16 protein-coding genes are annotated in these 19,871 nt (G+C 51.6%); 4 read left to right on the top strand and 12 right to left on the bottom strand.

Going from position 1 to position 19,871, the window contains the following annotated elements; all coding sequences use genetic code 11:
• Nucleotides 1-353: 353 nt before the first annotated feature.
• From QQK89_RS08720 to QQK89_RS08705, 4 genes are all read right to left on the bottom strand, one after another.
• The gene (locus QQK89_RS08720; RefSeq protein ID WP_284238147.1) at nucleotides 354-869 is read right to left on the bottom strand and encodes a GrpB family protein; all 516 of its coding nucleotides are present in this window, start codon (nucleotides 867-869) and stop codon (nucleotides 354-356) included.
• Nucleotides 870-1,183: 314 nt separating this feature from the next.
• A complete protein-coding gene (gene mgrA / locus QQK89_RS08715) occupies nucleotides 1,184-2,176 on the bottom strand; it encodes an L-glyceraldehyde 3-phosphate reductase (protein WP_284238146.1) in 993 nt (330 codons plus the stop codon).
• 117 nt (nucleotides 2,177-2,293) lie between these two features.
• Nucleotides 2,294-3,703 carry an HD-GYP domain-containing protein gene (locus QQK89_RS08710; protein ID WP_284238145.1) on the bottom strand — a complete coding sequence of 470 codons (1,410 nt, stop codon included), beginning with the start codon at nucleotides 3,701-3,703 and terminating at the stop codon, nucleotides 2,294-2,296.
• Between the two features lie 26 nt (nucleotides 3,704-3,729).
• Complete coding sequence (locus tag QQK89_RS08705; RefSeq protein ID WP_284238144.1) at nucleotides 3,730-5,781, bottom strand: bifunctional diguanylate cyclase/phosphodiesterase; 2,052 nt, start codon at nucleotides 5,779-5,781, stop codon at nucleotides 3,730-3,732.
• A gap of 203 nt (nucleotides 5,782-5,984) precedes the next feature.
• On the opposite strand from QQK89_RS08705, the gene QQK89_RS08700 reads away from it, so the two are divergent.
• The 3 genes from QQK89_RS08700 (at nucleotide 5,985) to QQK89_RS08690 (ending at nucleotide 8,909) form a co-directional block, all read left to right on the top strand.
• Nucleotides 5,985-7,145 (top strand): peptidylprolyl isomerase, encoded by a 1,161-nt coding sequence (locus tag QQK89_RS08700; protein ID WP_284238143.1) that lies wholly within the window; start codon nucleotides 5,985-5,987, stop codon nucleotides 7,143-7,145.
• Between the two features lie 82 nt (nucleotides 7,146-7,227).
• Nucleotides 7,228-8,097: an aldose epimerase gene (locus QQK89_RS08695; RefSeq protein WP_284238141.1), complete on the top strand. Its 870-nt coding sequence runs from the start codon at nucleotides 7,228-7,230 to the stop codon at nucleotides 8,095-8,097.
• Between the two features lie 101 nt (nucleotides 8,098-8,198).
• Entirely contained in the window at nucleotides 8,199-8,909 is a 711-nt protein-coding gene (locus tag QQK89_RS08690; RefSeq protein WP_284238140.1) for a DUF7002 family protein, read from the top strand.
• Nucleotides 8,910-9,058: 149 nt separating this feature from the next.
• Here the strand turns inward: QQK89_RS08690 and QQK89_RS08685 are convergent, their stop codons facing one another.
• From QQK89_RS08685 to QQK89_RS08675, 3 genes are all read right to left on the bottom strand, one after another.
• The gene (locus QQK89_RS08685; RefSeq protein ID WP_284238139.1) at nucleotides 9,059-10,465 is read right to left on the bottom strand and encodes a SulP family inorganic anion transporter; all 1,407 of its coding nucleotides are present in this window, start codon (nucleotides 10,463-10,465) and stop codon (nucleotides 9,059-9,061) included.
• A 199-nt stretch (nucleotides 10,466-10,664) separates the two neighbouring features.
• Nucleotides 10,665-11,348: a deoxyribose-phosphate aldolase gene (gene deoC / locus QQK89_RS08680; RefSeq protein WP_284238138.1), complete on the bottom strand. Its 684-nt coding sequence runs from the start codon at nucleotides 11,346-11,348 to the stop codon at nucleotides 10,665-10,667.
• Between the two features lie 95 nt (nucleotides 11,349-11,443).
• Nucleotides 11,444-12,394, bottom strand: coding sequence for a sugar-binding transcriptional regulator (locus QQK89_RS08675; RefSeq protein WP_284238137.1), 951 nt, complete (start codon nucleotides 12,392-12,394; stop codon nucleotides 11,444-11,446).
• Nucleotides 12,395-12,732: 338 nt separating this feature from the next.
• Between QQK89_RS08675 and QQK89_RS08670 the strand changes: the two genes are divergently transcribed.
• Nucleotides 12,733-14,544, top strand: a complete 1,812-nt coding sequence (locus tag QQK89_RS08670; protein WP_284238136.1) for a 5'-nucleotidase C-terminal domain-containing protein — start codon at nucleotides 12,733-12,735, stop codon at nucleotides 14,542-14,544.
• Between the two features lie 322 nt (nucleotides 14,545-14,866).
• Here QQK89_RS08670 and QQK89_RS08665 read toward each other — a convergent pair whose 3' ends face one another.
• The 5 genes from QQK89_RS08665 to infC form a co-directional block, all read right to left on the bottom strand.
• Nucleotides 14,867-16,081, bottom strand: coding sequence for an MFS transporter (locus QQK89_RS08665; protein WP_284238135.1), 1,215 nt, complete (start codon nucleotides 16,079-16,081; stop codon nucleotides 14,867-14,869).
• Complete coding sequence (locus tag QQK89_RS08660; protein ID WP_284238134.1) at nucleotides 16,081-16,551, bottom strand: cupin domain-containing protein; 471 nt, start codon at nucleotides 16,549-16,551, stop codon at nucleotides 16,081-16,083. The genes QQK89_RS08665 and QQK89_RS08660 overlap by 1 nt, the downstream gene beginning before the upstream one ends.
• A gap of 180 nt (nucleotides 16,552-16,731) precedes the next feature.
• Nucleotides 16,732-17,328 carry a M12 family metallo-peptidase gene (locus QQK89_RS08655; protein WP_284238132.1) on the bottom strand — a complete coding sequence of 199 codons (597 nt, stop codon included), beginning with the start codon at nucleotides 17,326-17,328 and terminating at the stop codon, nucleotides 16,732-16,734.
• Nucleotides 17,329-17,477: 149 nt separating this feature from the next.
• Nucleotides 17,478-19,196 (bottom strand): ABC transporter ATP-binding protein, encoded by a 1,719-nt coding sequence (locus tag QQK89_RS08650; RefSeq protein ID WP_284238131.1) that lies wholly within the window; start codon nucleotides 19,194-19,196, stop codon nucleotides 17,478-17,480.
• Nucleotides 19,197-19,351: 155 nt separating this feature from the next.
• Nucleotides 19,352-19,843, bottom strand: a complete 492-nt coding sequence (infC, locus tag QQK89_RS08645; protein WP_284238130.1) for a translation initiation factor IF-3 — start codon at nucleotides 19,841-19,843, stop codon at nucleotides 19,352-19,354.
• Nucleotides 19,844-19,871: the final 28 nt, after the last annotated feature.

The raw sequence follows: 19,871 nt of genomic DNA, 5'->3' as shown, positions 1-19,871 counted from the left end.
CGCTGGATCAGAACCGGGGCGTTATGCTGCATTTCGTGCAGGATATGCGTAGGCTTAAGGCTGCTAAGGTAACAGTAGGAGGATATAGTAGTTAAAGAGATCATAAGCGGTGGAGCTTAGTATGAGCTGGATAGTAGCATGTGGTGCTCAGCATGAGCTAGAGAAACAGTATGCGGTGGTGCTCAGTATGAGCTGAGAGTAGCATGCGGTTGTACTCTGTATGAGTTGGATAGTAGCATACGGTAATGCTCAGCATGAGTTGGATAGTAGTAGGGTGCGGTTGTGCTAAGCATGAGTTGATGATGTAGCATACGTTGGTGGTGCAATGTGCTTCTGAGGTACAGTTAGTGCGGTTAAAGGTTAATCTGCTTATGCCAGATGAGGGCGAGTTGTTCCATTGCGGTGACGAAAGTTTTTTTGGCGGGGCTGTATTCGCTTGTTGAGGCGTAACGTTGGGCTAGGTCTTCTTTGAAGCGGCTGTATTTGGCGGCTTCCTCCGGATGGCGTAGCAGGTAATCTCGGAAGATCAGATGGCGTTCGATTTGGGCGTTATCTGATTGGTAGAAATGAATATGGTGGGTGCGCTGCTCGCCGCCTTTGCGGAACAAACGTCTGCCTGCAATCCCCCAGTCCCCTGCTACATCGTAGCCAAGAGAGGCCATCGTGTCGTTAAACAAATCTACCTCGTTAATGTCATCAACGATTCCCATCATATCGATGACCGGCTTCGCTTTCATTCCCGGTACTGCCGTGCTCCCAAAATGCTCAAACCGCAAGTCTACTCCCTCAAATACGGATCTAAGAAATTCCGCTTCCTCCCGAAACATCTTCGCCCATTCTTCCCGATAATCACTTAATCTTACTTCCATATCGATCCTCCCCTTCATTCTCTCTTTCCTTGCCTAACTTTAGATTGGTTTGGTGTGGTCTGGATTGGCCTGGGTTGCTTAGGCCTGGGTTGCTTTGTCTTGTCTTATCTTGTCTTGCCTGCCCTTTAAAAAAGGCTGCCGAACGAATCGGCAGCCTTCCACGGTTATAAAAACAAATCGATAAGAGCAAGAGGAAATGTATCTCCTGGAGGAGCGGAGCGCTTGCCTTTGTCTACCATATGGCTACCTTAACCTCATTGTTAAAGCCATATGGAGACAACAGCAACCGGAAGGAGATACATTCCTCAGGCGATCTATCGATTTAAAATGCTCTCGATCGACTTCAACTCATCCTCGGAGAAATCGAGGCGGTTCAGAACGGCAACGTTGTCGTCGATTTGGTCGACGCGGCTTGCGCCGATCAGGGCGGATGTTACGCGACCGCCGCGAAGCACCCATGCCAACGCCATTTGAGCCAGCGATTGGCCGCGGCTTTGAGCGATTTCGTTCAGAGCGCGAACTTTAGCGAGCTTTTCTTCAGTAATGTTGTTCGTGTTCAGGAAGACGCTAGGTCCGCCCGCACGGGAATCGGCAGGAATGCCATCCAGGTAACGGTTCGTCAGCAAACCGCCGGCAAGCGGCGAGAATACGATCGAGCCAATGCCTTCTTGATCAAGCACGTCTTGCAGACCGTCTTCGATCCAGCGGTTGAACATCGAATACGATGGCTGGTGGATCAGGCATGGCGTGCCAAGCTGCTTCAAGATCGCGGAAGCTTGCGCCGTCTGCTCCGCAGTGTAGTTGGACAAGCCAACGTACAACGCTTTGCCCGAACGCACGATGTGATCAAGCGCAGCCATTGTTTCTTCAAGCGGCGTTTCCGGATCCGGACGGTGATGGTAGAAAATATCTACATATTCAAGGTCCATCCGTTTCAAGCTTTGATCAAGGCTCGAAATCAAATATTTGCGGGAGCCCCAGTCGCCGTAAGGACCTTCCCACATGTAATAACCGGCTTTGGTCGAGATGACCATTTGGTCGCGGTAAGCGGCCATGTCCTGTTTCAATACTTGACCAAATGTCTCTTCCGCGGAACCCGCAGGCGGACCGTAGTTGTTCGCCAGGTCGAAATGGGTGATGCCCAGATCAAAAGCGCGGTGGATCATGGCGCGTCCGTTCTCCAGACGGTCAGTTCCCCCAAAGTTATGCCATAAGCCAAGGGATACAGCCGGCAGCTTAAGGCCGCTTTTACCCAGACGGTTGTATTTCATGCCCTCGTAACGAGATTTGTCTGCTACGTATGTCATTGTTATTCATTCCTTCCTTTCAAATAACCTTACTATGTAATGCAACTCCTCTATCATACACCCGCCGCCATTGGAAATAAACCCGGGCTATACGCCTAATCCTGACCTGCGGACCGTTCAGCTTGCCGACGCCTTAAACGACCAGCCCTTCTCTCCCGCAATCCGGACTAAGGCATCCACGCATAACGGGTCAAAATGTTTCCCGCGCTCTTTGCAAATAATCGCCATCGCTTCCTCATGGGACAACGCGGCCCGGTAAGAACGGGATGAGGTGAGCGCATCGTACACGTCCGCAACCGCCGTTACGCGGGCCAAAAGCGGAATATGCTCCCCGCTTAACGCATCCGGGTAGCCGGTTCCGTCCCAGCGCTCATGATGGGAGCGGATGACCGCAAGCTCCTCCTGCATGAAACCAAGCCGGCGGCACAGGTTAAACCCGGTAACCGGATGTTTTTCGATAATCGCCCTCTCCTCCGGCGTTAGCTTGCCCGGCTTGTTCAGAATCTGATCGGGAATGACCAACTTGCCGATATCATGCACGATGCCGCCTTGCGCTATAGCCCGGAGCTGATCCCGGCTCAGTCTCAGCTCTTCCCCAAGCTGAATGGCATATAGCGCCACGCGGTAATTATGGCCGGCCGTATACGCATCGCGGGTTTCCGTCGTCTTGATCAGCTCCCGCACCGCCGGCGACATATAACCTTCAATCCAATCCTTCGGATTGTTCTGGAACAACTGCTTAAACGACATCGTATAAGAGCCGGAGCTTCTATATTGATAATAAATGCCAACAACCATTGCAATAACCGAAGCCAGGAGCAGCAGATGATAGATCCACCAGCTGACCATCCACATCATTCCCATTACGTTAATCAATTGAGCTCCAATCATCCAGCCGGAGCAAAATACGATCGCAAGCTGCAGCGGGAATCTCGTGGACCGGTAAGTCTCCAAATACCGATACATCGTCCAGCCGTTAAGCCCTATGATAAGTACGGTTGCCGGCCATTTGACAGACCCATGCTTCAGTTGCAGCCAGGACATCTGGTCGGCGAACAGCCACAACACCCCGCAAATGGCAATCATGGACATAATCCAAATCGGCAACAGCCAGCGCTGATGCGCCGATAACCAGCTGATGATCCGCCGGTCCGAGGACATCGACGACAGCCACAGCCATACGACAGCCAGCAAAATGCTCATCTGAGCGGCGTTGCTCGGCAGAGAGGAAGCGTGCATCGCATGTCTTGGCGTCGACAAACCGTGCAGAAGGAACAACGCCGCAAGCGAAATAAACGATAAGGACAAAAAGGTGATTTTCAGATTGCGAAGCTTTAAAGCTGCAACCCCGATCCCTACGGCAAGCGCAAACGCCGCTCCGGACACTGTGCTTACAACGTAGAAATGGCCATTTGGCGAATACAGCTGATAATCCCAGGCGGAATGCGTATGGAGCACGGTAAAAAAGAGAAGCGGCACTGCCATTGATAACAGGAGATAAAGATAGATTTTGGCCAGATTGCTCACAATTGGGCGCCCTCCTTGGCTAACGATTATCCGATCAAGCTCTGCGACGTATGTCTACCGCTTACCAACATCGACTGCTGTAACCAAAGATCCAGATCTGCCCGCGCCATCGGTTTGCTGAAATAAAAGCCTTGCATCCAGCTGCAGCCGGCGGATTGAAGAAACGCGATTTGCTGCTCCGTCTCTACCCCTTCGGCAATCACATCCAGATTCAGCTGTTTGGCCAGCATAATAATCGTATGGATAATCGCGCGTTTGGACGGCATATCGCTCTGCTGCATGTATAACTTATCGATCTTAAGCGTTTGGAACGGAATCAGGTCAATCGAACCAAGCGAGGAGTACCCCGCGCCAAAATCATCCATCGAAATGATAACGCCCATCTCCCGGATCGGCTTCAGCTGGGCGACCACATCCTCAACGTTATGCATCACAATCGTCTCCGTAATCTCGAGTTCCAGTAGCGCCGCCTCAAGTCCGGAATGGAGCAGCGCCGAAGTGACCATATCTTCGAGATTCTTGCTGTCAAATACGCTCACGGACATGTTGACCGATACGCTGAGCGGTTCCTCAAGGTTCTCGTTCCATTCGAAGCAATCGCGGCAGGCCTGTCCGAGCACCCAACGGGTAATCGGCACGATCAAGCCGGTCTCCTCCGCAATCGGGATAAATTCATCCGGCGCGATCCGACCCAGAATCGGATGGTTCCAACGCAGCAGCGCTTCTACGCCGATCGCACGGTTCTCGCTGGCATCCCATTTGGGCTGATAATGAATAATAAATTGATCTCGCATGAGCGCGATTCTTAAATCCTTCTCCAGCTCCATCCGGCGGATCAGCTGACGCTCCATTTGCTCGTCGTAGAGACAATATTGATTCTTGCCCCTGCGCTTCGCCTGGTACATCGCCGTATCGGCTGCGATCAAGAGCGAAGACCTTTTTGTTCCGTGATCCGGAGACAAGCTGATGCCGATGCTGCCCGTTATGTAAAGCTCATTGCCTTCAAGCAGATAAGGCTTGCGAATATCCTCGAGAATGCGGTTCGCAAGCTGTTCCACTTCATCCCGCAGCATCCCTTTGGACACCAGCAGAAATTCGTCGCCCCCTAGGCGGTACGTTTGAGCCCCTTTATTCTCATGAGACTGAAGCCGCTTCGCCACAGCTTGTACAAGCAGATCGCCAATGTCGTGGCCAAGCGTATCATTAATAATCTTGAATTGATCCAGGTCAAGAAACAGCAAGCCGTAATGGTGTCCGGGATCCAGCTTGTCGTCGAAGGAACGGTTCATGGCGTGACGGTTAGCTAGTCCGGTGAGCGGATCACTGAAAGCCATACGCTCCAATACGGTACGGTCCACATAAATCGCAATCCAAGTGACCAGCATGATCAAGAGCGTAACTAACGTTACACTTATTAGAAGGAACAGATTAATCGGGATGTCTTCCGTTAACAAAGTGACTGCCGTCTCCCCGCACCAGAACGATGCCGCTCCCATTCCCGTGTAATGCATGCCGCAGACAGCTAGTCCCATTAGGGCGGCTGCCGCCCATTTGGACAAGGATGCTTTGTTGCTATCCCGGAATTTAATGAATAGATATAAAGCCGCACACGAAGTCAAAACGGCAATCACGGCCGATAAAATAACAATTAATGGGTTATATTGTATAGACATTGTAGGAGAATGCATCGAGGCCATTCCCGTATAGTGCATGGCGACGATTCCCGCGCCCATAACGAGGCCGCCCACGAACAGTTTAAGGCGGTTAATTTCTTTTGCCCTCGTGAGGTAAAACGCGACAAAAGAAGCACAAATGCTAGCGACGACGGACAGCAGGGTAATCGGTATATCATAGGTAATCGGAATACCGACGTGAAACGCCATCATCCCGACAAAGTGCATCGTCCATACTCCGCTGCCCATCACAAAGGCACCTGCAAGGAGCCAGCCAAGCTGCACTCTTCCTTTGGAATGCGAGATTTTGTACACCAGGTTCAAAGCTGAGTACGACACAAATAATGCGATGATGAAAGAGAGAAGTATAACCCAGCCGTTATATTCTCCATGCAATGTGACCAATACGTTCCCCACCTTCCGTCACTAGTTCTCAGGTCACACCATATGTGACTAAAGCCTAATATTTGTATACTTATACCATTATACGAAAAGCGACTAAATGCAACATATTTTTATTTAGAATTAAGGTTTTTCCGTGATTGTTTTGTTATAGTAGGTGAAGATTGTAAAAATAGTGCCTTTTTGTTGAAGGGAGTTTATTGACAATGGAAAACAAAGACTCGCAGCACAAAAGAGAAGAAGAGGAATTGGACTCTGCTGCAGAGCAAAAGGAAACACAATTCGTCTATGAAGATGACAACAAAGACGATCAAGCGGTAGAAGCGGTTAATGAGGAGGAAGCTGAGCAAGAAGAAGAGCGTAAAGAGGCTCCTACTTCCCAGACTCCCGCAGGTTCATCCGGCGGCCGCAACGGCGGCAAAGCTTGGATCGCGGTATCGGCTATCCTGGCTGTCGTGCTTATTATCGTATTGATCAAACCTCCGTTTGGAGCAGGCTCCAAAGCTGTTGCAACGGTTAACGGCGTTAAAATTACGAAGGACAAGCTGTATGATTCCCTCGTGGAGCAAGGCGGCAAATCCACATTGGATAACATGATCACGAACGAACTGATCGACCAAGCTGCAGACGATGCGAAAGTTACTGTAACGGAAGCGGATGTCGACAAAGAAATCGAGAACCTGAAGAAATCGTTCGGTTCCGAAGACGAGTTCAACCAAGCGCTTGCTCAATACGGCATGACCGTTGACAGCCTGCGCGAAGACGCGGAAGTGCAAGTGAAAATCCGCAAAATCCTTGAGCCGCAAGCAAAAGTAACTGACGACGATATCAAGAAATACTACGACGAGAACAAAGCATCCATGTCGACGCCGGAGCAAATCCGCGCTTCGCATATCCTCGTTGCAACAAAAGCAGAAGCAGAAGACATTCTGAAGCAGCTGAAAGCTGGTGCAGACTTCGCTACACTGGCGAAAGAGAAATCGACGGATACCGGTACGAAAGACAACGGCGGCGACCTCGACTTCTTCGCAAAAGGCACGATGGAAGCTGCTTTTGAAGATGCGGCATTCGCACTCAAAAAAGGCGAGCTCAGCGGCGTTGTTCAAACAAGCTACGGCTACCACATCATCAAGAAAACCGATGAGAAGCCAGCTTCAACGCCAACGCTTGAAGAGAAAAAAGAAGACATCAAGTACCAACTGGTTACGCAAAAAGTAAGCGAGCTGTCCTCCGACTGGATGGCAGACCTGAAAGCAAAAGCAAAAATCTCCAACACGCTTGATCCTGCCGCAGCGGAAGAATCCCCTGCAGCAAGCTCCGCAGCTAGCCCTGCAGCAAGCGCTGAAGCTAGCAACGCAGCTCAATAATACGGAAGGCTGTCCCTTGGCGGACAGCCTTTTGCTTGTTTATGGTATGATAGGAGTACATATTAGACTATAGGAGGGCCATATGAGCCAGTTTCAAGTAACCAGCTACACCGATACTTTTAAGATTTATGAACTAATCGAAGAAAGCACTTCTTCCCGCATTCTTGTCTGTCCGGAGCGCGGCGGCATCGTTATTGGCTGCCAGCTGAACGGACTCGAGGTGTTCTACCTGGATAAAGCAACGTTCGAACATCCGACGGCCAATATCCGCGGAGGCAATCCGATTCTGTTCCCGATCTGCGGACAACTCGAGAACAAGACTTACATCTGGGACGGCAAGTCGTACGAGATGGCTAACCACGGCGTTGCGCGTACTTCCGCATGGGAAGTAGTTAGCACCAATACCGACGGCGAAGCGTCGATTACGATTGTCCTGCGCAGCAATGAGCAGACGAAGGAAAGTTATCCGTTTGATTTCGAAGTAACTTTTACATATGCCTTGGTGAACGGAGAGCTTCATATCCGCCAGCAATACCGCAACTTGACCGATACGGCGTCGATGCCGTTCTATGCGGGCTTCCATCCTTACTTCAACGCCGATTCGAAAAACCTTGCGTACGAGACGGACGCAACGACTTACCTCGACTACAACGACATGGTCGAAAAGCCTTATACGGGTGAGCTGGATCTGGACGGCATGGTGGAGTCGGTTACCCTGCTTGGCGCCAAGAAACGCGAGATCGCGTTCCCGGTTAGCGGCGGTGCCCGCGTGCGCATGACGTATGACGATATTTTCAAATACGTGCAAGTCTGGTCCGTACAGGACAAGCCATTCGTCTGCGTCGAGCCATGGATGGCGATGACCGGCGAGCTGAACCGCCAGGAAGAGCTCGTGATGGTCGAAGCCGGCAGCACGCTCAGCGCCAACCTGACGATCAGCTGCGAGCGATAGTTGAGTGAGCCCTCCTTCGTGGAGGGCTTTATTTGTATAGGCCGCAGTCATCCCGTTACATACTACTGCGATAGATAAGATCCCAAAGGTGGCCCGCTCTTATGACGGATATTGAACAAACCATTGCTAACATTACGAAATCAAGCGGCCGGAAATCCGCCTTTCATTTCACAAGAGCAGCGAACTTGCAAGGTATCGCTCGCTTTGACGCCATATGGTCCAGCCAACATTTGCTGCCGGAATCCACAGGTGAGCGCCGTCTGTCGAAGACAGAGGTCGACTACAAGGGAATCACGATGACAGTCAATTCGCATCTTCGCATTCCTGAAGCCATGATGGAAGAGAATTGTACGGTCGAACAGTTCCGCTCCTTCATTGACCGGCATATCTTCTTCTGGCCAACCAAACGGGATTGCCTCGCAATGCTGACGACTTACATGCGGAGAGAACCTGCGGAATCGTTCGCTGTACTGGAGTTCGACGCAAGCGAGTTACTACTGGAGCATCAGGATACAGTCCGATTATCCAAATACGACTCCGGCAGCTCCCCCCGCTTCCCGAGTAGCTGCAACTACAGGAAAAGCCCCGCCATGTTTGTTTCCCTTGCCGAATTTGGCTATCGAACGGATTATGCCGTCCCTGCCAAACCGTCGGAGATCAAGGAGATCTTGATTGAGGAGCAAGCCCATTCCATATCTCGGCTGCTCAAATCCGTATACGCGCTAAGCCTGGAGCATCTGCCGACAAAGTGGCTGCCGAACTATCAACCGCTCGATGTCTTGCTTGCCACAAGCAAGACACGGACCGATTAGTAGGGGATGACTGGAGAGAATCCAACGTAGGACAAAAAAGATAACAAAAAAAGGCTGCCCCCAAAAGGGAGCAGCCTCTATTCAAACTATCTATGCGCCTTCGCACTACACCGCACAACACGCGGTGTACGCTCCAACGCGCTACGTTTTTACACGCCAACAACCGTCACTTGCTTGCCGTTCTTCTGCAGACGGTCGACCGTCTTGCGGACGGCGAGGTTCGCCGTGTGGTCCCAGACCTTCGTGCCGGTGAGGTCGATGTGGACCTCCTCCGCTTCGCAGTCATGCGCAATCCGCTCTTCGAGCTCGGATGCCGAAGCGAAGAACAGCTGGCCCTGCACGCGGTACGTCCGCGTCGAACCGTTCCATTCGTCGTCAATCTGCACTTTGGATGCTTTTACAGCAAAGCCGATAAAGCTAACGAACACGCCGGCTACAACGCCAATCGCCAAGTCATGCGTGAGCAATACGGCGCCAACCGTCACCAGCATCACAACCGTCTCGCCAAGCGGCAGACGCTTCATGCGGAACACGGAGCTCCAGTCGAAGATAGCGATACAGACCATGAGCATAATGCCAACCAGCGCCGCCATCGGAACTAACGACAGCAAATCGCCGAGCAACACGACGAGCAGCAGAAGGAATAGCGCAGCTACTAAAGTGGACAAGCGGTTTTTCCCGCCCATTTTCACATTAAGAACGGATTCCGCTACAAGCGCGCAGCCTGCCATCCCGCCAAAAAATCCAGCGACGATATTCGCAATCCCCTGCCCTTTCATCTCTCGGTTCTTATCCGTCTTCTCCCCGGTCATCTCATCCAGCAAGTTGTGCGTGAGCATCGTCTCCGTATATCCAACCACCGCAAGCGACAGCGAATACGGGAGAATGATCCAGAGCGTATCCAGGCTAAACGGAATATCCGGCAGCAGGAACGACGGCAACGAGGCGTCAATCGAAGCGATATCGCCGATTCTCGTCACGTCGCCCATGCCAAACGCCCATACCGCCAAAGTCAGCACAACCACTGCAATAAGCGGCGAAGGAATCGCCTTGAAGAAGCGCGGAACGAGATAGATGATGCCTAGCGTGACGGCAACGAGTACGTACATCATCCAGGACTCGCCTTTGAAATACCGCAGCTGCGACAGGAAAATCATAATCGCCAGCGCGTTGATGAAGCCAGTCAGCACGCCCGAGGGAACAAACCTCATCAGCTTCCCAAGCTTAAACACGCCCATCAGGAATTGAATAATACCCGTCAATACCGTTGCCGCGAACAAATACTCGATACCGTGCTCCTTGACCAGCGTCAGCATCAGAACGGCCATCGAGCCCGCAGCCGCCGAGATCATGCCCGGTCTGCCGCCCAGAAACGTAATGACTAACAAAATACAAATCGAAGCATAAATGCCTACGACCGGCGGGACCCCAGCCATAAACGAGAACGCAAGCGAATCCGGTACAAGCGCCAACGTCGCTGTAATACCGGCCAAAATGTTCACTCTTGCGTTACTCGTCCACTGCTCCCGCCATGAATGGTTCAAACTCAAACTCATGGTTCACCTCAATTAATCTATGATAACGTCCGATCGGCTTTTTCGATCCGGCACCTCATCTTCCAACCTTAAGCAAACAAAAAAACCGACTCCACCGAGCCGGCCGTTCGACTATCTTCATGATACCTTGCTCTTCCGCAAAGGGTCAATCCCAAATGAAGGGACAGCCGCAATCCGGCTGCCCCTTCAACACTAACTATTAGTAACCTTCGCCTTGGCCGCCGGTTACAATGGCAACGCTCGAACTAGCGCCGATACGCGTTGCGCCAGCTTCGATCATTTTCATTGCAGTTTCCAGATCGCGCACGCCTCCGGAAGCTTTTACGCCCAAATCCGGTCCAACCGTCTTGCGCATCAAGGCGATATCTTCCGCCGTTGCTCCGCCTTTGCCGAAGCCAGTCGACGTCTTCACGAAGTCGGCTCCCGCTTCCTTGCAGATCTCGCAAGCGCGAACTTTCTCTTCATCCGTAAGCAAGCCCGTCTCCAGAATAACCTTCACGACCGCTTTGCCTGTGGAAGCTTCAACAACGCCAACGACATCTTGCTTCACCGCTTCGAAGTCGCCAGACTTGATCAAGCCAACGTTAATGACCATGTCTACTTCCGTAGCGCCAATCGCAATGGCGTCTTTCGCTTCGAAAGCTTTCGAATTGGTTGTGCTCGCCCCAAGCGGGAATCCTACAACCGTTGTAATGCCAACGCCGGAACCCGCAAGCTCTTTGGCCGCAAGCGCAACGTAACCCGGGTTCACGCACACCGTTGCGAACTGATATTGCTTCGCTTCCGCGCAAAGCTTAATAATCTCTTCTTTCGTGGCTTCCGCCTTCAGTACAGTATGGTCAATGTATGCCGCGATATCGCGCGCCGACAAATGGTTGCTCATATCCAATCCTCCAGTAATCTTTCATCTGTTCTCTACTCTGGCTTGCTCTAATTTTCTCTAACTTGCTCTAACTTACTCTAACTTACTCTAACTTACTACGACTTAAACTCCAGCAAATGCTGCGCCGTAATCTGGTCGGTAATTAGCGTGTTCGTATACTGGCCGCTTAATGCGCCATAGATCGCTTCCACCTTGCTAGGACCCCCGGCTACAAGAACCGACCATTCTTTCTTCTTGAGCTCGTTCAAGTCGATGCCGATTGTCCTTAAGTCGAGCTCCTGGCTGCATAGCTGCCCGTTGATATCGATAATACGGGAGCAAATATCGCCTACGCCACGGGATAAAATAATGCCAAGATCCTCGTCCGAGAAATAATTCGCCCGGATCAGTACCGAATCTTCCGTCGGCGCTCCTACCGTCACGACCGCGATATTGGCTTGCTTGCCCATATCGAGGATTTTGCGGATATGCCTGTCCGCTTCGATCGCATGCTTCACAACCGCATGGTCAACGATCGCCGGCAGCGGAATCAGATATGGCGACGTCTGATAGGCTTTGGCGAATAGCTGCGCAATCTCATACGCGTACGTATTCGTCTCGGAGTGGCTGACTCCGCCGTTCAGCTGGACGACCTTCACCTTTTTCGCGTGCTTGTTCGGCAATCTTGTTGCTACTTCATATAAGGTGGTTCCCCAAGTGACGGCAATCGTATCGCCATCCTGCACCGTATCATGCAAAAAATTAGCCGCGGCTTCGCCAATAACTTTCTTGCACATGGCGTCCTCGTATTTCGGCACGGAAGCGACAATCGCTTCCTTAAGCCCGAAACGTTCCTTGAGCTGCCGGGCACGTTCCTGGTTATCGGAAGCCGGGTCCATAATGCGAATCACCACGATGCCGTCTTCCTTCGCCTGCTGCAAGAAACGCGATACCGTCGGGCGCGATACGCCAAGCTTTTTCGCAATTTCCTGCTGATTATAGTCAAGCTCGTAATACATACGGGCTGCTTCAATCATTTTCGAACGTTTATCGCTTAGCTCCTCCATCCGTCTTCCCCTCTCGCAGAGTTGCCTTAGTATGGTGAGAATATGTTCATTATAATGTGAAATTATTTCAGGACTATTATACGTGTCCCCTTTCCCCAAGGCAACCGCCCGGCAGGCAGGACGCCAGGTTTGGACATATGTGCAGCGACGATCCCTAACGTTTGTGCGAAAAACACAATTAATGGATGTCGAAACCTGATGGATGCAGGCGAACGGAAAGGACTTCAGGACTAATTTGCTAAATTTTCAGATAATTTACATGTTTTTAAGAGGAGATCTGCGGAAAAACACCGAATATGTACTCCCGAAAAAAGAAAAATAAATAGTGGAGGGATTAGATGCTTACCAAGCTTAAACGATTGAAGTGGGCCGCAGGAGCATTGCTGTCCGCGTCTCTTCTTGCCGCTTCCGTCGGTACCGCCTTTGCAGCTGAAGATACGTCAGTGCCTGCTTCCGCCAAGCACATCACGCTACTGCACACCAACGATACTCATGCGCGCGCCGTGGAAGGATCCTCGGGAGAAATGGGATATGCGAAGCTCGCCGGGATCATCGACAGCTACCGCGCTGCTAACCCGAATACGCTCCTGCTGGATGCCGGCGATGCGACTCACGGCACAACGTTCGCAACGCTTGTGAACGGCGAAAGCGTCGTTCAGGTCATGAACAAGATGGGTTATGATGCGTTCACACCTGGCAATCATGATTTCAACTATGGTTATGAACGTCTCCTCGAGCTGGAATCGATGATGAAGTTCCCCGTTGTCAGCGCCAACGTGAGAGTAACTAAAGACAAGTCGTCCTTGTTCAAGCCTTATATTATAAAAGAAGTGGATGGCGTGAAGGTTGGGATTTTTGGCCTGACTACGCCGGAGACCGCCTATAAGACCCATCCGAAAAACGTCGAAGGCCTCACCTTCACCGACCCGGCCAAAGAAGCGCAAGCGGTAGTGGACGAGCTCAAAGACCAGACCGACGTCATCGTAGCGCTGGGCCATATCGGCCAAGATGCCTCAAGCGTCGATACGAGCCTCAAGATCGCCAAAGCCGTTGACGGCATTGACGTGTTTATCGACGGTCATAGCCACACCGTGCTGGAGCATGGCCTGAATGCCGACCATAACACGCTGATCGCAAGCGCAGGCGAATATACGAAATACCTGGGCGTTGTGGATCTATGGGTGGACGGCGGCAAAGTCGTGAAGAAGGAAGCGAAGCTCGAAAATAAAGATACCGCCGCGGCTATTGCGCCTAATGCGGAAATCGCGGATTTTGTCGCTTCGATTCAGAAAAGCCAAGAGTCGATTCTCGCCGAAGAAGTCGGCACGGCCAGCGTGAAGCTGGACGGCGAACGCGACCAGGTCCGCACAAGCGAGACGAATCTCGGCAACTTGGTCGCCGACTCGATCCGCAGCGCAGCCGGCGCCGATATCGGGATTACGAACGGCGGCGGCATCCGCGCCTCCATCGATCAAGGCACGATTACGAAAGGCGAAGTCATCACGGTACTACCGTTCGGCAACCAGATCGTATCGCTGAAGGTAAAAGGCGCCGATGTGAAAGCCGCTCTGGAGACCGGCGTATCCGATTACCCGAATTCGAAAGGCGGATTCCCGCAAGTATCCGGCATCACGTTTAAGATCGATACCGCCAAGCCTAAAGGCGAGCGCGTCCACTCCGTCACCGTCGGCGGCAAGCCGCTTAATCTGAAAGCCGACTATCTGCTTGCGACCAACGATTTCATGGCAGCCGGCGGCGATGAGTACACCATGTTCAGCAAATACCCGCAAGCGGGTATGTACGGCTCGCTCGACGAAGCGCTTATCGCATATATTGCGAAGCTTGGGACGGCAAATCCAAAGGTTGAGGGACGGATTACGGCAGCAGCAACACCAGTTATTGCGCAGCCGGAGCCGAAACCTGACCCTAAGCCAGAACCTTCAAAACCGGAACCAACGAAGCCGCAGCCTTCCAAGCCTGAGCCAAAACCGGAACCGGCTAAGCCAGCTGTTTACGTTGTGAAGTCAGGCGACACTTTGTGGGCAATCGCCAAGAAGTACAATACAACTTGGCAGAAGCTCCGCGACCTGAACCATATCAAGAACGCCAACCTGATCTACCCTGGGCAACAGATCAAACTGCCTGCTTAGCGCAGGCACGCGAGCATGTAAAAAAGCTGTTCCCGGCGGGTCCCGCGGGGAACAGCTTTTTTAATATTAGTTAGTTGTAGTTCCGCCTTCCGCCTACGTTGCACCGAATACATCATATTGGCGCATTAGAGCCCAGTAACAGTGTTATATCCTGCACGAAATGCAGGATAATCATGCGAAACAGCCGAAATCGGCCCTATTTGGTCAATAATTACCTATATTTTACCACAAGCAAATAGATTTGACCACGGCTTACTAGAACTAACTAAGTGCACCTCAACTCCAACAGAAAAAGCGGTGCCCACAGGCACCGCTTCCCCATTTAACCTCTAGCCCGAGCGCGTTGACGGCTCAAGTACACGAAATATACCACCAAAAACAAAACGTACAAAATGCCCGACAGCAGGAACATCGTCGTGTAGCTCGTCGCGGATACTACAACGCCGAGCAGAATCGAGCCTGCGCCGATTCCGATATCGAAGAAGTTGTAATAGGTTGCCGTTGCAACGCCGCGGCGCTCCGGATGAACAATGTTGATGATCCAAGCCTGCAAGGCCGGGAACATCGCGCCAAAACCTGCGCCGTAGAACACGCCGGCAAGCATCAACATCCCCATCGAATCCGTGTAATACAAGATCACGCAAGCGATCATACAGAATACTGCGGTGGGGAACAATACCCAGAAAGGTCCTCTCCGATCAAACAACGGACCGCTAATGAAGCGAATCAGCACTTCGCTGATCGCAACAACGAGGAAAAAGTAACCCGTCTGCTCAATGCCAATGTCCTTGGCGAACAACGTTACGAAGCTGAGCATGCCGCCAAACGCAAAACCAACGAGCATGCCGAGTGTCGATGGGATGACCGCTTTTGGCTCAATAATCTCCGCCCAAGGCGAAGGCTTAGCGCCACCGGCAGACATGACTTCGGCAGAAGCCGCTGCTTCCGAGATGCCGGCCATCTCCCCCGTCTGCACGCGCGGCTGACGAACGAGAAGCGTAAGCAATAACGCGATCACTAGGAAGATTACGCCTACGCCAAACAAACCGGCATAATCAAATTGATCTAGCAGCCATAAGCCTAAGAAAGGCCCGATGGAGAAGGATACCGCATTACCCATGACAAAGTAGCCCATGCCTTCTCCCCGCCGAGCGGCAGGAATGGCGTCCGATACAAGCGTGCCGTATAAGGCAGTGGCGATACCAAAGCCAAAGCCGTGAACAACGCGTAGAGCAAGCAAAGCCGAGATCGAAGCGGCTGTGAAATAACCGGCCATGCCGATGATGCAAATCGCTACGCCGATGAGGAGCAGCTTTCTTTTACCGAACCGCTTGAGCCCAAACCCGATCAGAAGCCGAGACACGACCGCCGAGAAAGTGAAGATGCCGAGCATCATGCCGATCTGCGAACCGCTTCCCCCATGCTCTTCCGCGAAGATCGGAAGCGTTGGGAGCAGCATTTCGAGAGCAAAGAACAAGAATAAGTTAGCGAGCGCCAGCAGCAGGAAGTTTCGCGTCCAAAGTTTCTCTGCGGGCATTAAAATTTACGTTCAATCAGCTTAAAGTCATCGTAATGGAAGCCCGGCGCTACGATGCAGGATACAAGCACCGGCTCATCGCCAAGCGGGCGCGCCTTCTGCCATTCGGTTGCAGGCACAAGCGCTTGCGGATGCTGGCCATTCGCAACGTCGCCTCCCACAATAATCTCTTCGCGCGTCTCCGGATCTTCTTCCGTACCGCCAAGCGTCAACAATAGCGGGCTGCCGGAATGCCACAGCCACAACTCATCCGAGTGTACCGTATGCCAATCCGATTCCTCGCCCGGATGCAGCAAGAAATAAATCGAGCTCGCGGCAAACCGCGGCCCGGAATACGGCTCTCCCAATACCGCCTGCGGAATTTCAAAGTTCGCCTTCCAAATCTCCTTATACCAACCGCCCTCTACATGAGGCTTCAGTTCAAGCGCCGCTACAAGCGGGGACAATTCTTTTACAGCTGTCGTCGACAATATAGTCCTCTCCCTCTATCTCTTTACTATCCTTTTGTTAGCTGTGACCAATGTACTATGCAACGCGCGGATCGTCAATGCACGACTTGTGGGTGCAAGGCCTCTTTCTCCCAACCAGCAATTGTTACAACAAAAAAACCACCTTTATTTAAGGCGGTTTTCTATATAACCTCGATCCGACTAATTCCCTCTGATAACCTTACTTTTTCTGGCTGTCGTACATTGACTGGTAGTGACCAGAGGACTGCTCGAAGTAACAGGAGCATTCATAATATTATTCGATAACCCACTATGTCCCAAGCCAAAGACATGACCTGCTTCATGAGCAAAAGTGAACTTATTAATATTGTCAGCAGCCAAATTCGTTAGTGCAACTTTGCCCCAATAATCTGAACCAATAAATTGATAACCCCCAAGACCAATATCCCCAGATTTGAATTTATTTCCACTTACATATACAACAAAGATTGCACGTTTTTTAATACCAGATCTTGCTCTAAACTGGTTTATCAAACTATTAACGTCTCCAGGAAACGGTGGATACGGGATAGTCTCTGAATTGATTGTCTTAGTGTCGGAATAATTATAAATCCCCGCATTAACAAACTGAATATTACATTGGACGCTGCCATTATTAATAAATCCTGTTTTCCACACCCGATTGGCATTATCAAGATCAGCCTGAAATCGTTTTTGTCTTTCAGCTACTGAGCTTCCTAATTTCGCATTTTTCGTAAAGAGAGCATACACATCCACGGTCAACAAAGGTAAAGCCATAATCCATTCCCCCTTAAGTTCAGGGAGAAATTTTATTACCTCCCTTGTACAACCTTATAGTATTCATCTCCTTCTATTTAGTGACAGCCTGTACCATTAGGAAGCAATAAAAAAAGAACGTGCCTCAAGGCACGTTCTTTCCATCAATATTACAAAGCTCCAAACTGCGCTTGGTGCAAGCGGCTGTAGATGCCGCCCGTTGCCACAAGCTCCTCGTGCCGGCCCTGTTCGGTAATGCCGTTCTCGGTCACGACCACGATGCGGTCGGCGTTCTTGATCGTCGCCAGACGATGCGCGATTACAAGCGTCGTGCGTCCTTCGGACAATTCCGCGAGCGACTGCTGGATCGCTTGTTCCGTCTCGGTATCGAGCGCGGATGTCGCTTCGTCCAGGATCAGGATCGGCGGGTTCTTCAGGAACATGCGGGCAATCGCCATCCGCTGCTTCTGGCCGCCGGACAACTTCACGCCACGCTCCCCGACTACCGTATCCAGACCATCCGGTTGGGAAGCAATGAATTCTTCCAGACGCGCGCGGCGCGCCGCTTCCATAATATCGGCGTCGGAAGCGCCAAGTTTGCCGTACGTGATGTTGTCGCGGATTGTACCAGCGAACAGGAACACATCCTGCTGCACAATGCCGATCTGCTTGCGGAGCGACTCCAGCTCCAGGTCTCGAATATCGTGACCATCCACCGAGATGCTGCCTCCCTCTACTTCATAGAAGCGCGGCAGTAGACTGCAAAGCGTTGTTTTGCCGGCGCCGGACGGGCCAACGAAAGCAACCGTCTCGCCTGCCCGAATCGAGAGGCTTACGCCTTTGAGCACCTTCGACTCGCCCTCGTAACCAAACGTCACGTTGCGGTATTCGATATCGCCGTGCAACTGGTCAACCGCCAACGCATTTGGCGCATCCGCCACATCCGGCTCGGTCTCGAGCAGTTCCACATAACGGCGGAAGCCCGCGATGCCGCGCGGATAACTTTCAATAACGGCATTAATCTTCTCGATCGGCTTGAAGAAAATATTCGTCATCAACACAAACGCGACAAATTCCCCGTATTGCAAATTTTCATTAATAACGAACCAAGTACCGGCGAGCAAGACAAACAGCGTAACCAATCTCATCAGCATGTACGTGATGGACGAGTTGAGGCCGATGATTTTGTAAGAGATAAGCTTCGCCTGACGGAACCGGCTGTTGTTGCCCGCGAACAGCTTGCTCTCATGCTTCTCGTTCGAGAAAGCTTGAACGACGCGAATGCCGCCAACCGTATCTTCAACGCGAGCGTTAAAGTCCGCCATGTCGCCGAACAACCGATGCGTTGCTTTGGTCATTTTCCCGTTGAAGAATAGAACCAGCAAAATAATAATCGGAACCACGATAAACGTCATGACCGTCAGCGGCAGATTAATGTACGCCATAATGCCAAACGCGCCAACAAGCGTCATAGCGGCGATAAACATATCCTCCGGACCATGATGGGCAACTTCCCCAATCTCGAACAGATCGTTCGTCATACGCGAGATCAGGTGACCGGTCTTCGTATTATCGAAGAAACGGAAGCTCAGCTTCTGTATATGGTCGAACAGCTTTTTGCGCATATCCGTCTCGATATTGATGCCAAGCATATGGCCCCAATACGTCACGACAAACGACAGGAACGTATTCAGCACGTAGATCGCGAGCAGAATCGCGCAAGCGCCGATGATATACTTCAGATTCCCATCCGGCAGAAGATCGTCAATCACATGACTGACGGCCAGCGGGAAGAACAATTCCAGAACAGCCAATATAACGGCACAACAGAAGTCGAGCAGGAACAATTTGCGATAAGGCCGGTAATAAGCAAAAAACTTCTTAAGCATTAGGTTCTCCTTTTTCTAAAAATATAAGGTCGTATAAATTTTCACTTATACTAGGCTTATATTTCATTCGCGAAACGTATGCTGCTCCTCTCCAAAAGGTGCAGCCGTTTCCGCTAGTTGATAACCATTATCATATACACCATTGGTACTAGCTGTCAATTAATAGGATTAATTTGAACCGCAGCTTGTTTGCCGCTCAGTTGGATACCTGACTGCTTCTCACCATAAGGCTTCAAGTCCTTCAGCAGTTGCTCGAGCAGCTCTTTCGCCCGTGCTCCCTCTTTGCCTTGGATGCGGATAACCAGCTGCACCGCGTTGCCCGCTTCGAGCAACTTCACCGCCTGCCGCAGCTTCGTGTCGTAATCATGCTGCTCGATGTCGACGCTAAGACGCAGCTCCTTCACCTTCGCCGGCCCGCTTTGTACCTTATCCGCGCGCTTCTGCTGGCTCGCCTGCTGCTTCGCGCCCCCGCGCACGATCAGCTTGCAAGGCGGCGGACTGCTCATGAGCGATTCGCAGACGAGATCCACCTTCAGTTGCTTCGCCATCTGCAGCGCCTCTTCCCGGGAGACGATGCCAAGCTCTTCACCGTCAAGACCGGTGAGGCGCACCTCGGCTGCTTTTATCTTCTCATTCATAATTAACATAAATCCGCTAACTCCCTCTATGGTCTGT

It is taken from the genome of Paenibacillus glycanilyticus, assembly GCF_030161375.1.
GTDB classification, from domain to species: Bacteria; Bacillota; Bacilli; order Paenibacillales; family Paenibacillaceae; genus Pristimantibacillus; species Pristimantibacillus glycanilyticus_B.
The sequence above is the reverse complement of the archived record's forward strand: the minus strand, read 5'-3'. Positions and strand labels throughout refer to the sequence as shown.

Coding starts and splice junctions, on each gene's coding strand:
- QQK89_RS08665 (WP_284238135.1), bottom strand. CDS start 16,081: ATGCCCGCAGAGAAACTTTGGACGCGAAACTTCCTGCTGCTGGCGCTC.
- QQK89_RS08650 (WP_284238131.1), bottom strand. CDS start 19,196: ATGCTTAAGAAGTTTTTTGCTTATTACCGGCCTTATCGCAAATTGTTC.
- QQK89_RS08675 (WP_284238137.1), bottom strand. CDS start 12,394: ATGGAGGAGCTAAGCGATAAACGTTCGAAAATGATTGAAGCAGCCCGT.
- QQK89_RS08685 (WP_284238139.1), bottom strand. CDS start 10,465: ATGAGTTTGAGTTTGAACCATTCATGGCGGGAGCAGTGGACGAGTAAC.
- deoC (WP_284238138.1), bottom strand. CDS start 11,348: ATGAGCAACCATTTGTCGGCGCGCGATATCGCGGCATACATTGACCAT.
- infC (WP_284238130.1), bottom strand. CDS start 19,843: ATGTTAATTATGAATGAGAAGATAAAAGCAGCCGAGGTGCGCCTCACC.
- QQK89_RS08670 (WP_284238136.1), top strand. CDS start 12,733: ATGCTTACCAAGCTTAAACGATTGAAGTGGGCCGCAGGAGCATTGCTG.
- QQK89_RS08700 (WP_284238143.1), top strand. CDS start 5,985: ATGGAAAACAAAGACTCGCAGCACAAAAGAGAAGAAGAGGAATTGGAC.
- QQK89_RS08655 (WP_284238132.1), bottom strand. CDS start 17,328: ATGGCTTTACCTTTGTTGACCGTGGATGTGTATGCTCTCTTTACGAAA.
- QQK89_RS08695 (WP_284238141.1), top strand. CDS start 7,228: ATGAGCCAGTTTCAAGTAACCAGCTACACCGATACTTTTAAGATTTAT.
- QQK89_RS08690 (WP_284238140.1), top strand. CDS start 8,199: ATGACGGATATTGAACAAACCATTGCTAACATTACGAAATCAAGCGGC.
- mgrA (WP_284238146.1), bottom strand. CDS start 2,176: ATGACATACGTAGCAGACAAATCTCGTTACGAGGGCATGAAATACAAC.
- QQK89_RS08720 (WP_284238147.1), bottom strand. CDS start 869: ATGGAAGTAAGATTAAGTGATTATCGGGAAGAATGGGCGAAGATGTTT.